The organism is Yersinia sp. J1, assembly GCF_050586585.1.
Lineage (GTDB): Bacteria > Pseudomonadota > Gammaproteobacteria > Enterobacterales > Enterobacteriaceae > Yersinia > Yersinia entomophaga.
Window position 1 is genome coordinate 370085 of record NZ_JBOBDP010000002.1, and the last position, 13700, is coordinate 383784.

Genomic DNA, 13700 nt, shown 5'->3' on the forward strand with positions numbered 1-13700 from the left:
GCGAAACAGCTTTATCTCTGTCCTGATGTGGTTATTTTGTGATTTTGCGTTTTCGGCCTAATACAAAAATCAGCGCGATTAACACCAATACGCCCACAACCATAGCCGGGGCCATATAAGGCTGTAGTTTCGCCAGCAGCGGAACCGGCCCACCGGCGCGCAACTCAGCGACATCAGCCTCGCTAACGCTCACCTGCGGATTGCCGTAATTCTGTAAAACGTAATTGGCAATCAACGCAATCTCTTTGTCATTCAAATAATTGACGTAGGATTCCGGGCCAAAGTTAGGCATCAACACATGTTCATTTCCCACTTTTCGATCGACACCGAATAACATGGCAGAAATCAGGTTCGCCGGATTGCTGGAACCGGTAGCGGTGTTATTGAACAGGGATGGATAAGCCTGATTTTTGCTGCCGCTACCGTCCGGTTGATGACAACTGGCGCAGTTACCGCTAAATAATGCCGCACCGGTATCCTGCGTATGATTGGCGGTCGCCGGATGCAGGCCGCGCAATCCTTCCTCCACATTAACCGGTTGGCCAAACTGGTCTGCCGCCTGCTTATCCAGCGGGTCGCGTACCGGCTTGGTACTTTTCAGGTAAACCGCAATCGCCAGCAGGTCTTCTTTGGGTAAATATTGCAGGCTGTTTTGTACCGCTTCCGCCATGCCACCCGCCGCCTGATTTTTACCCTTGGTGCGACCGGTAGCCAAATATTCCACGAGCTGCTCATTGCTCCAGCCGCCAATACCACTCACTGGATCTGAAGTAATATTTGGCGCATACCAAGGCCCAACCATGCCACCGGCGAAAGCTTTGCCGTGGTTTTCGCCCATCAGCAGATTACGAGGCGTATGGCAGGTGTCACAGTGGCCGGGGCCGTTCACCAGATAAGCGCCGCGATTCCATTGTTCACTTTGGCTAGCGTCAGGTTCAAAACGGCCTTTGTCGAGGAACATCATGTTCCAGCCGATCATGGCAAAGCGCATATTGAACGGGAAAGGCAATTCCGTCGGGATATTTTCCTCATCCACCGCTGCAACGCCGTGCATAAAGTAGGCGTACAGCGCCTTAATATCCTCGCCGCTCAGGCGTGTGTAGGAGGTATAAGGCATGGCGGGATACAAATGACTACCGTCAGACCGAATGCCGTCGCGTACTGCTCGGGCGAACTGTTCTTCGGTGTAGTTGCCAATACCGGCAGCTTTGGACGGCGTGATATTGGTGGAGTAAATCACGCCCATCGGCGAGCTGATACCGTAGCCGCCGGCGTAAGGTGTACCGCCTTCGGGCTTGGTGTGGCAAGCCTGACAGTCAGAGGCAATGGCGACTTGCTCGCCCTTGTGAATCCATTCCTGCTGGCTGAGAGAAGCATTGTCCGCTGCCAGCGCCGCTGCGCTGATGAAAGAGAGAGAAAGCAAGAAAGCGCCGATTCGTTTTTTCATCATTTGCCCGCCATTGAACGAGCCATATCGTCGGCTGCTTTCAAACCCAGCGCCGCCATAGTCAGGGTGCTATTTACCACGCTGGCAGAGGGAATGGCGCCACCGCCCGGTAACCATAGGTTGGCGTGATCGAAGGTTCGACAGTTTCCATCCACTACCGAATCCTTCGGATCGCTGCCCATAATTGTTCCACCCATAATATGGTTGTTGGCATTCAGACTGGTGGTGATTTTGAATTCATCGGCTTCAAACAGTTGGCCGATATGCTCCAGCTGTTTGTGCGCAGCCTCGGCACCCTGACGTACGTAGTCACCGACATCGTAATAAATATCCGGGCACGGCAAGCCGTGGGCATCTGTGCGGGTTTTGCTCAGTGTCAGACGGTTTTCCGGATCGGGCAGCGGTTCCAGGCTGATCGACAAATCAGCGCCGTAAGCCGCTCGGCGGCGGATTTCCTCATCCAGTTCCTTGCCGACTAGGCCCATCTCCAGCGCTTGCTGAGTCGCAGGCAAAACCCGGTTGATATTGTTGAGAATCATCTTGTTGGCCGAATAATCTTTACGGAACTCGCCGTCCCGTGGGCCAACCAGGCAACTGCTTTGCGCCGGGCCGCGGCCTAGCCACAGCGGTTCTTTGGCCAAAAACGTACAGTGAAAACCGGAGTGGTCCATCATGTTGCGGCCGACCTGATCGGAAGAGTTGGCGATACCGTTCGGGTTTTTCTCATTCGCCGCGATCAGCAGTAGTCGGGGCGTTTCAATCCCGTTACAGGCTAATGCGAAGGTTTTCCCCGTGGCTTTATGAGATTGTTTCTGGTTATCCAGCCAGTGTACGGCGGTAACCTGATTATCCTCATCGGTATCAATTTTGTAGACCACCGCTTCCGCCAGTACCGCCGCGCCTTTCATTTCTGCGCGTTCGATGTGATGGATACCGTTATACATGGCACCAATTGGGCAGATCGGTTGGCAGTTATTGTTACCGCAGCAGGTCGGGCGGCCTTCCCACGGGCGGGTACTGCGTCCCTGCGGAATGGGCACCGAATTATAGCCGTGAGGGTTAACCACTTCGGCAAAGCGAGTATCGCCGTAAGCCCAAGGCACACTATCCATCGGATAAGGTTTACTGCGTTCAGACGGAGATTGTTTAGCCGGATCGTTCGGCCCGGCTACGCCAATTTCGTCTTCTGCACGGCAATAGTAGGGTTCCAGTTCGTCATAAGAAATCGGCCAATCGCGCCCCACGCCGTATAGCGTTTTCATCTGGAAATCGTTGGGAACGTGACGCCAGCAAGATGCGGCCCAATGCCAAGTGGTGCCGCCGACGGTGCGTAAATAACCTTGTTTAAAGCTACCGGCGCTTGGGCCGCTGAGTTCGACGTAATTATTTTCCGGGAAATACAGCGGCGCGGTGGCATATTTTGACTGCGGATAAAGCCCTTGATAATCCGAGCCAGCACGGTTATCAAACGGCATATTACGCCAGTTTTCTACGGCCTGACCGCGGCTGATGCGCAGACCGGCTTCCAATACTAATACCGAGTAGCCTTGGCTGACTAATTGGTCGGCCATCATGCCACCGACAATACCGGAGCCAACGATGATAACGTCGGCAGAGGCGTCACCATTGGCGCTAAAAATAGGTTTTTTCATTAGGAATGGCTCACATTGTCAGGCTTAGGCAAATTGATATCAGGTGGGGCGGCGGTCCACCACAGAGGACCGTTACCGCAGTAGGTTGGCACGATCAGGCCATCGCTGGCAGGGCGGTACATCAGCGCATCTTTGTAGGCGATTAACACCGCCTGCTGGCCGTGTCCTACGGTGCCGGTGTACCAGGCTGCCATGATGTTACTGACCACTTTTTGCAGATTATGGCCACTAGCCGCAGCCAACAGTTGCTGGGCGCGTTGTTCTGGCTGCATCAATGTGGTGAGCTGGATTATTTGGTCGGCAAACTGGGCGTCACTGTTGTGTAGTGCGGTAAAAATCCGTGCCGACATACCTTGATCGATATCTTTATGTTCGGTCAGTGCCTGAGACAATTTGAAGAAGCGAGCGAAAGCCAGTGGGTTGGCAGCGGCGGTGGCCTGTTCGGCTTTAGTCAAAAATGGGTAACCTAAAAGTGAGGTTGCCACCATCGCGGAGGCCACGCCAAACAGCAGTTCCCGGCGGGTGAAACCGGTTCCATTTTTTTCCGGCTCAATAACATTGCGAGATGAAATCTTTTCCATCGAGAGTCTCTCTTGGATCGGGTGTGGTGCTGAACGTCAGCTTTGAAAATGAATTATTGTTATTTTATGTAGCGTTTTTTTAGAGGTTATATGGCCGCAGAGTGGGCAAATACAGTGTGAGAGTGTCATTCACCAAGGAAATCATCACTCTTCAATGAGCGGTAAATTAACAAGCTATTAAACAATTTTCAATAAAATTGATTAGGTGTCTAACTATTTGTTGATAATTTGCACGGTTTTTAACAATCCTAATTCGTGGCGCGTCGGTGAGGGAATTTAGTGCCAATCTTCATCAGGATCAAAATGGTAAGCCCGATTATAAGCTATGGTTAGTAGGGAAAGGTTATAGGGTGTAATTGATTTTTTAATCACGGAGAAGTCACATGAGCAGAGTAAATGACCCTCAACAAACCTCGTTAGATGACGACTTGAGCATGTTGACCGACACGCTGGAAGAGGTGTTGCGGTCATCCGGCGATATGGGTGACGATGGTTATCAGATTGTGAAAGCCCGGGCTGAAAATGCGCTGAAAGCAGTAAGAGATCGCCTGAATGGCACCACTGATTGCTATATGGAACGCGCCAAGCAGGCGGCCTGTCGTACCAATGAATACGTGCGCGAAAAACCCTGGCACGGCGTGGGTATCGGCGCTACCGTTGGCCTGATCGTCGGATTGTTATTGGCTCGTCGCTAGCGATAAATCTGATGGAGTGACTCAACGGCTCATTTATGTATGAGCCGTTTTTTTTGGCCAGCATATTGCGTTTTTTCAGTCAGAAATCCCTGGAAATAGTTACGTGTGCGACTAATGATTAGTTTTTCATGTGTTATTTTTACCAGGGCAACATAAATCATATTACTATTATCATCTTATGTATTTAGGTTTGTTTAATTTCATCTATAACAATGATTAATAGGTTTGTGGCGATTATATAAACTAAATATTGTAATTTATTAAGACGCTGTAATTCATAGGTATGAGTTTATTTTTAAAATGTATTATTTTTTTCTAGCGGATGAGCCGTTTTGTTTTCTTTAAAATTAATAGATATTTTTATTGGCTCATAACCTACTGATCAGTTGGAGGAATTCGGAATCGTCAATTATTTTGCGATTTTAAAAGTGTGATGAGCGTCACGCTAAATGGAAAAAACAAAAAAACGTATTTGAAGGCTTGAGTATATAAACTAACCTTAATCTTACTTCCGGAATACTAATGAAATGGCAATTAATGTATTCACTGGAAATGTTGAATTAATTTTATTATCTCTATGTAAATATTGATTTTTTTCTTTACTTTCTCATGTGGTTCAGGGGCTGGTCTTCGCTAATTTTTTTCACCCATATTATTTTCTTTTGTTTTGTTGACGTTTTCACTCTTATTTATTCTTGTAATTAAAATAGAGATTTTATTTTTGACTTTAAATCTTGGGTCGGTGTTGATTGCCGATATCGAGACGTAGCAATGCAGTTTGTTTTATTTTTTTATTTTACACACAGCGCTTTATCTAAAGCGAAAAACTAATGTTGGAAGGATATATATTATGCCGAAACAAATATTAATTAAAGTGTCTCAGGAATTTAGCGATTTCTGTAAAAGCAATAATTTCTCACTTGCTGCATTCCGTGGAGCAAGTGCCAGTAATACTAATGGGGTTCCGGTTGTTTGGTTTAACGTGGCTAATACCAATATTGTTCCGAATAATCCGATAAACGTTACTTTTGATCCTTCTTATCAGGTTTATGACTCTTTGGTGGATCAGGTAATTCCTGATGGCAGTGTTACCGTAGGGCAATCCATGTCGGCGAAACTAAGCGACAGCTTTGGTATTGTGGCCAAACAGCTAACAAAACTGTCCGGTGGTGGTATTCCTACGGGGATCCGTATCATCAACCAAACTCCCGGGGTGAATATTGTGGCCGGTCTGGCAGGGGATAATGGCGTACCTATTGCAGCCTTTGTGTGTAATCCGAATGTTAATTTATTCCTGGAGCCCTTACAGACCGTAACGATTTCGCTAATCGGATCAGCCTTTGGCGTTGGTACTGCGATTGTTAAAGCGACCGGGCCATCGGTATTATTGGATCTTACCAGCAATAATGTGGCCAACATTGAATATAATGTTTTAATGGGCGAATGGGACTTATCTGTAGGTTCACCGACTGTACCTTTAACTCAAATTCCTGCGGATACGGCAATGCAGCCATTTGTATTGCCAGGAATGAACAGTGTAAAACTAAAACAGTTAGCGTCTCTGAATGCCGAGGCAGTGAAATAACGTAATGGATATTGAAAATCACTGAATACCCGCTTCTGGCGGGTATTTTTTTAGGGATAATCTTAGCTTAATGTAGGCCAATGTTGTTTATGGCATCCGCGGTATCCGGTGCTAAGTGTGTAATAGAACTTCTTTTCTGATGTTCACTCCGTATAATCACATTCTTTATGTTGATATACCGAGGTGCGCGTGACACAACTCTCTGATTTGCTGGAAGAATTACGGCACCTTTTGGATGCTGACTTTCCCGATCGGGCCGGTGTCCGACAGATCGCTTTGCCAGCCCCTGCCGTGCTTGGCAGTCAATTGCTGGAATGGTTGGCAACGCAGCCTGTTTTTCCGCAGTTTTACTGGCGTCACCGCGATGGACATGAAGAGGCTGCGGTATGTGGTCAGGTGCGTTTATTCCGTGATATGTCTGCCGCCGATGAATTTATCCGGCAATATAAAAATCATGCCGGATTACGTATTTGGGGGCTGAATGCCTTTGAACCCTTTCCGGCTATCGCCAATGAAACAGACATTTCCTCCGCTTTCTTTTTTCTACCGCGATTGCAATTGCTGCGTCGCGGTGGAGAAATTAGCCTGACGCTCAATTTAGCCAGTGAAACCTCCCTGCAACAGGATGTTTGTCTGGCGCTGGATTTCATCGAGCAATTACTCGCTCCGCGGCCAATTCCTGAACTGACGGTCAGCGTTGAAACTCTTGTTCACCAGCCCGATCAAAAAGGCTGGTGCCAACTGCTGGAACAGGCATTACGGGCCATTGCCAACCAGCAGATGGAAAAAGTGGTACTGGCGCGCATGACTCATCTGACCCTGCGGGAAACCTTATTCAGCCCGGCATTTATGGCCGCCAGTCGTCAGGTTAATCACCAGTGTTTCCACTTTATGCTGCGTTTTGACGATCGGCGGGCGTTTCTGGGCTCCAGTCCGGAACGTCTGTATCGCCGTCAGCAATCACAGTTGGAAACCGAGGCGCTGGCGGGAACCGTGGCGAATGATAAGGATGATGCCAAAGCCGCGTGCTTAGCCCATTGGTTAGCCGGTGACGATAAGAATCAGCGGGAAAACCTGCTGGTGGTAGACGATATCTGCCAGCGCCTGCAAGGCGGGGTTTCAGCGGTGGATGTGATGCCTGCCGAGGTGATTCGTCTGCGCAAAGTGCAGCATTTGCGCCGTCGGATTCGGGCGCAATTACAGCCGAATGTCACTGATGCCGATTGTCTACAGCGTTTGCAGCCCACGGCAGCAGTGGCGGGATTGCCACGTGAACCGGCGCGGTTGTTTATCCTCGATGCAGAGCCGTTTTCTCGCGGCTGGTACGCCGGTTCCTCAGGCTATTTTTCATTGGCGCAATCGGAATTCGCGGTGGCGCTGCGCTCGGCGCAAATCGAGGGCGATCAGGTTCAGATTTATGCTGGCGCTGGCATCGTCGCCGGTTCTGACCCATTAATGGAATGGCAGGAAATCGAAAATAAATCCGCTGGATTACGCAGTCTGTTGGAAAAATAAGCCCTTAGTCGATAACCACTAACTAATAGTGGGTAATTACCCCTACCGCCTATGAGGGCGGATTGTGGCGTTGATTCGGCAGGTGTAAACTATATCGCCGTTATTCATCGGTAAAACTTTGGCCTAGCGCAGGGCTTTTCCTTCGCTGCCGAGTAAAAATATTTATTTAGGCTATCAGCCTGTTAACTGACTGTTGAGCGAACCATGTCGACAAGCGTCTTTAACCGCCGTTGGGCGGCCTTGCTACTGGAGGCATTGACCCGCCACGGTGTGCGTCATATCTGCATTGCCCCAGGGTCTCGCTCTACGCCCTTAACGCTGGCTGCGGCGGCGAATCCGTCGCTGGTTTGCCATACCCATTTTGATGAACGCGGTTTGGGGCATTTGGCGCTAGGGCTGGCTAAGGCTTCGGCTCAGCCGGTGGCGGTGATTGTCACTTCCGGTACGGCGGCGGCCAATTTGTATCCCGCGCTGATAGAAGCCGGGCTGACCGGCGAGCGTCTGGTCTTTCTGACGGCGGATCGCCCGCCAGAACTAATTGACTGCGGCGCAAATCAGGCGATTCGTCAGCCCGGTATGTTCGCCAGCCATCCCAATGCGAGTCTCAATCTGCCGCGCCCTACGCCGGATATTCCCGCAAGTTGGCTGGTTTCCAGCCTGGATAACGCGATGGCGCAGTTACAGCAAGGGGCATTGCATATCAATTGTCCTTTTGCCGAGCCATTGTACGGCGGTGATGATAGCCAATATGCCGAATGGTCCGCGGCGCTGGGAGACTGGTGGGAACGCCGCGAGCCTTGGTTAAAATCCTCATATCCTGTTAGCCATGCCGTTCAGTCTGATTGGTATTTCTGGCGCCAAAAACGCGGCGTTGTTATTGCCGGACGCATGAGCGCAGAAGAAGGTATTCAGGTTGCTGAGTGGGCGCAGCAATTGGGCTGGCCGCTATTGGGGGATGTGCTATCTCAAACCGGCCAGCCGCTGCCCTGTGCGGATTTATGGCTAGGGCATCCGCAGGCGCAAAAACTGTTACAGCAGACGCAGGTGGTGGTGCAATTCGGCAGCAGCCTGACGGGCAAACAGTTATTGCAATGGCAGGCTCAGTGTCAACCGGAAGAATACTGGCTGGTGGATCATTTAGCGGGTCGCCTCGATCCGGCTAACCACCGCGGGCGGCGGTTGTTAGCCAATATCGACGAATGGTTGGAGCTACATCCGGCGCAGCCGCGAGCCCCTTGGGCCGGAGAGCTGGCTTTGTGGTCCGACAGCGCCGAAGGCTGCGTGGCAGAATATCTGAACGACAAATTTGGTGAAGCCACGGTGGCCCATCGACTGGCGGAATTACTGCCGGAAAACGGGCAGCTTTTTGTCGGTAATAGCCTGATCGTGCGTTTAGTAGATGCGCTAGGCCAGCTTCCCGCTGGCTATCCGGTTTACAGCAATCGCGGCGCCAGCGGCATCGACGGCCTGCTTTCCACCGCCGCCGGTGTGCAGCGCGCTACCGCCAAACCGACTCTGGCTATCGTCGGCGATCTTTCTGCGCTCTACGATCTGAACGCCCTGGCGTTACTGCGCCAATGCTCGGCTCCGACGGTACTGTTAGTGGTGAACAATAACGGCGGACAGATTTTCTCCCTGTTGCCAACGCCGGAAGAAGATCGCCAGCGCTTCTACTGCATGCCGCAGAACGTCAGTTTTGATCATGCTGCCGCTATGTTTGGCCTGCGATATGCCTGTTTGTCCAGTTGGGAGAAACTGCACGAAGAGGTGCAGCAAAGCTGGCAACAGGGCGGTATGACGCTGATTGAGCTAAAGGTTCCGGCTAGTGAAGGGGCGGAAACGTTGCAATATCTGGCGCAGCGGGTGGCGGAACTGTGACGCTGGCCTGCCGCACCGTCAATTCGCACACTGGCACGAAACCCTGGCTGGTCTGGCTGCACGGTCTGTTGGGCAATGGCGAAGATTGGTCAGAGGTAGCCGGGCGCTGCACCGAATTTCCCTCGCTGTTTGTCGATCTTCCGGGCCACGGCGGTTCGGTTGCTCAAGCGCCCGGTGATTTTGCCGAGGTCAGCCGTCAGCTAAATGCGACATTGGCGGCGCAAAATATTCAGGATTATTGGTTGATAGGCTACTCGCTGGGTGGGCGCATTGCCATGTATCACGCTTGCTGCGGTGAACATACCGGGCTGCGTGGTTTGTTGGTCGAAGGGGGAAATCCCGGCCTGGAAAACGAAGAACTGCGGCGAGCGCGTTTGCTACGTGATACCCATTGGGCGCAGCGTTTTCGTCAGGAACCCATGACGCAGGTTCTGGTTGACTGGTATTTACAGCCGATTTTCGCTGATTTAACCGCCAGTCAGCGGCAAGAGTTCATAGATTTGCGCTCGGTCAATCAGGGTTTCACAGTAGCTGCTATGCTTGAATCCACCTCTTTGGGTCGCCAGCCTTATCTGCTGCCTGCACTGCACCAGTTGGCTATACCTTTTGCCTACCTGTGCGGTGAGCGAGACCTTAAATTTCAGCAACTGGCGCGCCAGAACCGGTTGCCGTTACACACCCTTGCCGGAGCTGGCCATAATGCCCATCGGGCCAATCCCGATGCTTTTGCCGAGCAGGTGCGTTTATTCTTATCACTCTCCCGTTAAAGGAATGCTTAATATGCTGTATCCGAGCGAAGAACAATTGTACGCCGCCATTGAATGGCAGGACTGCTCAGCCGGGTTTGAAGATATTCGTTATCATAAATCCCGTGATGGTATCGCCAAGATCACCATTAACCGCCCTCAGGTACGCAATGCGTTCCGTCCTCAGACGGTCAAAGAGATGATTCAGGCGCTGGCCGATGCCCGTTATGACGATCATATCGGCGTGATTATTCTGACAGGCGAAGGGGATAAAGCCTTCTGTTCCGGTGGCGATCAGAAAGTGCGCGGTGACTACGGCGGCTATCAGGATAACAGCGGTGTGCATCATCTGAATGTGCTCGATTTCCAGCGCCAGATCCGCACCTGTCCAAAACCAGTTGTGGCCATGGTTGCAGGCTATTCCATTGGCGGTGGACATGTATTGCATATGATGTGTGATTTGACCATAGCCGCAGACAACGCCATTTTTGGTCAGACTGGCCCGAAAGTCGGTTCTTTCGACGGCGGCTGGGGCGCGGCCTATATGGCACGTATCGTAGGGCAGAAAAAAGCGCGTGAAATCTGGTTCCTGTGCCGCCAGTACGATGCTAAACAGGCGTTGGACATGGGGCTGGTTAACACCGTGGTGCCTTTGGCCGATCTGGAAAAAGAAACCGTACGTTGGTGTCGTGAGATGCTGGAAAACAGCCCAATGGCGCTGCGCTGCCTCAAAGCGGCGCTGAATGCTGACTGCGACGGTCAGGCTGGTCTGCAAGAGCTGGCGGGTAACGCCACCATGCTGTTCTACATGACAGATGAAGGTCAGGAAGGGCGTAACGCGTTCAACGAAAAACGCCAGCCGGACTTCAGCAAATTCAAGCGTAATCCGTAATGCGTCGGGCGAGTTTATATCGCTTTAGTCTGCCTATGGAGGCGGGCGTGATTCTGCGCAACCAACGGCTGAAAAGTCGCGATGGGCTATTGGTGGAATTGAGCGAAGGTGAAAACAGCGGCTGGGGGGAAATCTCCCCACTGCCGGAATTCAGTCAGGAAACGCTGGCCGAAGCCGAAGCGGTGACACAGCGATGGTTACAGGCTTGGCTGGGCGGAGAGCAACCGGCGGAAAGTCCTTTGCCTTCAGTGGCTTTTGGCCTGAGCTGTGCGCTGGCTGAGCTGAATCAGACGTTGCCGATACAGGCGGATTATCGTAAAGCCCCGTTGTGTAACGGCGATCCCGATGAGCTTTTTGACGTACTGATGGCGTTGCCCGGTGACAAAGTGGCGAAGGTCAAAGTTGGGCTATATGAAGCCGTGCGCGATGGGATGATCGTCAACGTATTGCTGGAAGCCTTGCCGGATCTCACTTTGCGTCTGGATGCCAATCGAAGCTGGACGCGTGCCAAAGCCGACGGATTTGCCAAATACGTTAATCCCGGATTGCGTTCCCGCATTGCTTTTCTGGAAGAACCGTGCAAAACCCGCGACGAATCCCGCGCTTTTGCTCGTGAAACCGGTATTGCCATTGCTTGGGATGAAAGCGTGCGCGAAGCCGATTTTCAGGTGCAGGCCGAGCCGGGCGTTGCGGCAATCGTGATCAAACCAACGCTGGTTGGCAGTATCAACCGATGCCGACAATTGGTGCAACAGGCTCATCAGGCGGGGTTGGTAGCGGTAATCAGTTCCAGCATTGAATCCAGTCTGGGGTTATCGCAATTGGCTCGGCTCGCCAGTTGGCTAACGCCGGATACGGTGCCGGGGTTGGATACGCTGGATCTGATGCAGGCGCAGCTATTACGCCCGTGGCCAGACAGTCAATTGCCGCTGATTTCGCTGGAACAACTGGATCGCATATGGCGCGGCTAAACCAGTGGCCATGGCGGCACTGGGCGGAGTTGCAACCGCAGAAAGAGGCGCTGCGGCTGGAAGGTCGGTCTATCAGTTGGCAACGGCTGGTGGCGGATATCGACGCCGTGGCGGCCAGTTTTCATCATCAGGGCGTGGCGGCAGGCCGTGGCGTTGCGGTCAGAGGGAAAAACAGCTATGGCTTGCTGCTGGCCTATCTGGGCGCTTTACAGTGTGCCGCTCGCGTCCTGCCACTCAATCCGCAGTTACCTGAAACTTTACTGCATCAGCTGCTTCCGGGGCTGGATATCGATTTTATTTTCGATTCTCACGGGAGCGACTTGGCTGGCTTAGAGCTAACTTCTCTGACCGACAGCGCGGCGTCGCCTGTAACGCCGCAACCTTGGGACGGGCAACGTCTAGCGACGCTAACTCTGACCTCAGGCTCCTCTGGTTTGCCCAAAGCGGCAGCACATCAACTCGATGCTCATTTGGCTAGCGCGGAAGGGGTATTGAGTCTGATGTCTTTCCATACTGACGATAGCTGGCTGTTGTCATTGCCGCTGTTCCATGTTTCCGGGCAGGGCATTATTTGGCGCTGGCTTAGCGTGGGTGCCACGTTAGTTATTCGGCCAATGCAGTCATTATCTGCAGCGCTGGCGGGATGTACTCATGCGTCACTGGTGCCGACCCAGCTTTGGCGTTTGTTGACTCAACCTTCGGAAAAACTGAGCCTGACGGACGTATTGTTAGGTGGCGCTATGATTCCGACTGAATTGACCGAGCAAGCCGAAGCGCGTGGTATTCGCTGCTGGTGCGGTTATGGTTTGACGGAAGCGGCTTCCACGGTGTGCGCCAAGCGAGCCAATGGCAACGCCGGAGTGGGCGTGGCGCTTTCAGGGCGACAGGTGAGGTTGGTGGATCAGGAAGTGTGGGTGAAAGGAGATTGTCTGGCCGCAGGTTATTGGCAGCGGGGCAAATTACTTCCTTTGACTGATGAGAACGGCTGGCTGCACACCCGCGATCGCGGTCAGTGGTTTGAGGACGAACTGCATATTCTTGGGCGGCTGGATAATCTGTTTTTCAGCGGTGGGGAAGGGATTCAGCCGGAAGATGTTGAGCGCATTTTGCTGCGGCATCCTCAGGTTTATCAGGCATTTATTTTGCCGGTGAACGATAGCGAGTTTGGCCAGCGTCCGGTCGCGGTGATCGAAAGCGATCCCCAGCTTTCATGGTCAGAACTGGCCGATTGGCTAGCACCGCAGGTCGCGCCATTTCAGCGCCCAGTGGCTTTCTATCGCTTACCCGATGAATTGAAGAATGGCGGAATTAAGATCTCGCGGCGTTCGGTGGGGGAGTGGTTAAGGTGATGTTTTTGTTTGCGGGTATTTTCGCTACCGGAAACCAAGATTGAGTCGGGTTTCGAAAGTGTAACCGTTCGGCTTTTCCTTAACTCGGTTGGGCTGGGAAGTGATGTATTCACTAAACTAATATCAACCGAAACTGGATGCAGTTTTAGATATGAATTGGCTTTGACTTTAAAGCACGTATTTGAGCTTTCTCACGTCAAGATTGGAGCCGGTTTCGCAAGCCGAATAGTTCGGTTTCTCCTCGCCTCGGTTGAGGCTGGGAAGTGAGGTATCACCAAACTAATATCAACCGAAACCGGAGCCGGTTTCGTAAGCCCAGCAGTTCACTGTCTCCTCACTTGCCGTGGAGGCTTCCGAGCAGGGTTGGCGCGAAAGTGGGGTTCTGCGAA

The 13700-nt window shown here is 52.0% G+C and carries 11 protein-coding genes; 8 read left to right on the top strand and 3 right to left on the bottom strand.

What is annotated here, in order from left to right:
• Nucleotides 1-31: 31 nt before the first annotated feature.
• Genes ACQ4OC_RS06380 through ACQ4OC_RS06390 form a run of 3 tightly spaced genes read right to left on the bottom strand, consistent with a single transcriptional unit; the run spans nucleotide 32 to nucleotide 3680 of the window.
• Nucleotides 32-1447 carry a c-type cytochrome gene (locus tag ACQ4OC_RS06380; RefSeq protein ID WP_430971045.1) on the bottom strand — a complete coding sequence of 472 codons (1416 nt, stop codon included), beginning with the start codon at nucleotides 1445-1447 and terminating at the stop codon, nucleotides 32-34.
• A complete protein-coding gene (locus ACQ4OC_RS06385) occupies nucleotides 1447-3099 on the bottom strand; it encodes a GMC family oxidoreductase (protein WP_120805913.1) in 1653 nt (550 codons plus the stop codon). The genes ACQ4OC_RS06380 and ACQ4OC_RS06385 overlap by 1 nt, the downstream gene beginning before the upstream one ends.
• Complete coding sequence (locus tag ACQ4OC_RS06390) at nucleotides 3099-3680, bottom strand: sorbitol dehydrogenase family protein (RefSeq protein WP_064517272.1); 582 nt, start codon at nucleotides 3678-3680, stop codon at nucleotides 3099-3101. The genes ACQ4OC_RS06385 and ACQ4OC_RS06390 overlap by 1 nt, the downstream gene beginning before the upstream one ends.
• Nucleotides 3681-4063: 383 nt before the next feature.
• On the opposite strand from ACQ4OC_RS06390, the gene ACQ4OC_RS06395 reads away from it, so the two are divergent.
• The 8 genes from ACQ4OC_RS06395 to menE all read left to right on the top strand — a co-directional run bounded on the left by ACQ4OC_RS06395 (nucleotide 4064) and on the right by menE (nucleotide 13311).
• Complete coding sequence (locus ACQ4OC_RS06395; protein ID WP_064517275.1) at nucleotides 4064-4375, top strand: DUF883 domain-containing protein; 312 nt, start codon at nucleotides 4064-4066, stop codon at nucleotides 4373-4375.
• An 850-nt stretch (nucleotides 4376-5225) separates the two neighbouring features.
• The gene (locus tag ACQ4OC_RS06400; RefSeq protein ID WP_064517277.1) at nucleotides 5226-5960 is read left to right on the top strand and encodes a hypothetical protein; all 735 of its coding nucleotides are present in this window, start codon (nucleotides 5226-5228) and stop codon (nucleotides 5958-5960) included.
• Between the two features lie 189 nt (nucleotides 5961-6149).
• Entirely contained in the window at nucleotides 6150-7475 is a 1326-nt protein-coding gene (gene menF, locus ACQ4OC_RS06405) for an isochorismate synthase MenF (RefSeq protein WP_064517280.1), read from the top strand.
• Nucleotides 7476-7679: 204 nt separating this feature from the next.
• The gene (menD, locus tag ACQ4OC_RS06410) at nucleotides 7680-9353 is read left to right on the top strand and encodes a 2-succinyl-5-enolpyruvyl-6-hydroxy-3-cyclohexene-1-carboxylic-acid synthase (protein WP_064517283.1); all 1674 of its coding nucleotides are present in this window, start codon (nucleotides 7680-7682) and stop codon (nucleotides 9351-9353) included.
• Nucleotides 9350-10120, top strand: coding sequence for a 2-succinyl-6-hydroxy-2,4-cyclohexadiene-1-carboxylate synthase (gene menH / locus ACQ4OC_RS06415; protein ID WP_430971024.1), 771 nt, complete (start codon nucleotides 9350-9352; stop codon nucleotides 10118-10120). The genes menD and menH overlap by 4 nt, the downstream gene beginning before the upstream one ends.
• A 13-nt stretch (nucleotides 10121-10133) precedes the next feature.
• A complete protein-coding gene (gene menB / locus ACQ4OC_RS06420) occupies nucleotides 10134-10991 on the top strand; it encodes a 1,4-dihydroxy-2-naphthoyl-CoA synthase (RefSeq protein WP_049597052.1) in 858 nt (285 codons plus the stop codon).
• The gene (menC, locus tag ACQ4OC_RS06425; protein WP_064517289.1) at nucleotides 10991-11962 is read left to right on the top strand and encodes an o-succinylbenzoate synthase; all 972 of its coding nucleotides are present in this window, start codon (nucleotides 10991-10993) and stop codon (nucleotides 11960-11962) included. Before menB ends, menC begins: the two co-directional genes overlap by 1 nt.
• Nucleotides 11950-13311, top strand: a complete 1362-nt coding sequence (menE, locus tag ACQ4OC_RS06430; protein WP_064517292.1) for an o-succinylbenzoate--CoA ligase — start codon at nucleotides 11950-11952, stop codon at nucleotides 13309-13311. The genes menC and menE overlap by 13 nt, the downstream gene beginning before the upstream one ends.
• Nucleotides 13312-13700 lie beyond the last annotated feature (389 nt).

Bases quoted from the DNA above. Each gene is read 5' to 3' on its own strand.
- ACQ4OC_RS06395 (WP_064517275.1), top strand. From the start codon at position 4,064: ATGAGCAGAGTAAATGACCCTCAACAAACCTCGTTAGATGACGACTTG.
- ACQ4OC_RS06390 (WP_064517272.1), bottom strand. From the start codon at position 3,680: ATGGAAAAGATTTCATCTCGCAATGTTATTGAGCCGGAAAAAAATGGA.
- menC (WP_064517289.1), top strand. From the start codon at position 10,991: ATGCGTCGGGCGAGTTTATATCGCTTTAGTCTGCCTATGGAGGCGGGC.
- ACQ4OC_RS06385 (WP_120805913.1), bottom strand. From the start codon at position 3,099: ATGAAAAAACCTATTTTTAGCGCCAATGGTGACGCCTCTGCCGACGTT.
- ACQ4OC_RS06400 (WP_064517277.1), top strand. From the start codon at position 5,226: ATGCCGAAACAAATATTAATTAAAGTGTCTCAGGAATTTAGCGATTTC.
- menD (WP_064517283.1), top strand. From the start codon at position 7,680: ATGTCGACAAGCGTCTTTAACCGCCGTTGGGCGGCCTTGCTACTGGAG.
- ACQ4OC_RS06380 (WP_430971045.1), bottom strand. From the start codon at position 1,447: ATGAAAAAACGAATCGGCGCTTTCTTGCTTTCTCTCTCTTTCATCAGC.
- menB (WP_049597052.1), top strand. From the start codon at position 10,134: ATGCTGTATCCGAGCGAAGAACAATTGTACGCCGCCATTGAATGGCAG.
- menE (WP_064517292.1), top strand. From the start codon at position 11,950: ATGGCGCGGCTAAACCAGTGGCCATGGCGGCACTGGGCGGAGTTGCAA.